The 279-nt window shown below is 65.2% G+C and carries 1 protein-coding gene; it reads right to left on the reverse strand.

Features of this window, described 5'->3' with window-relative positions:
- Positions 1–279, reverse strand: a 279-nt coding sequence (locus NLU14_RS21580; RefSeq protein WP_275710490.1) for a serine--tRNA ligase, incomplete at both ends; no start/stop codon positions are given.

Here is a 279-nt window from a genome sequence, read left to right on the forward strand (position 1 = left end):
CTCAAGCGCCTCGTCGAGCCTACGCTCCTCGGCTTCACCGCCCTGGATGAAGCTTTTGATCTCGGCGACTTCGGCCTTCAGCTTCTCAGCCAGTTCGGCGTCCTTCATGCCGAGCGCCTTGCCGATCTCCTTGGAAGCGGTATTGCGGCGCTCCTGCGCCTCCTGCAGCCGGCCGAGATGGGCACGGCGGGCTTCGTCCCTGGCGATGATGTCCTCAACGGTGGACTGCGCGTCGGCCTGCGACCACGAGCGCTTCACCAGCGCTTCAACAAGGGCCTG

This window comes from Marinobacter iranensis (assembly GCF_029207565.1).
In the GTDB taxonomy this organism is placed as follows: Bacteria; Pseudomonadota; Gammaproteobacteria; order Pseudomonadales; family Oleiphilaceae; genus Marinobacter; species Marinobacter iranensis.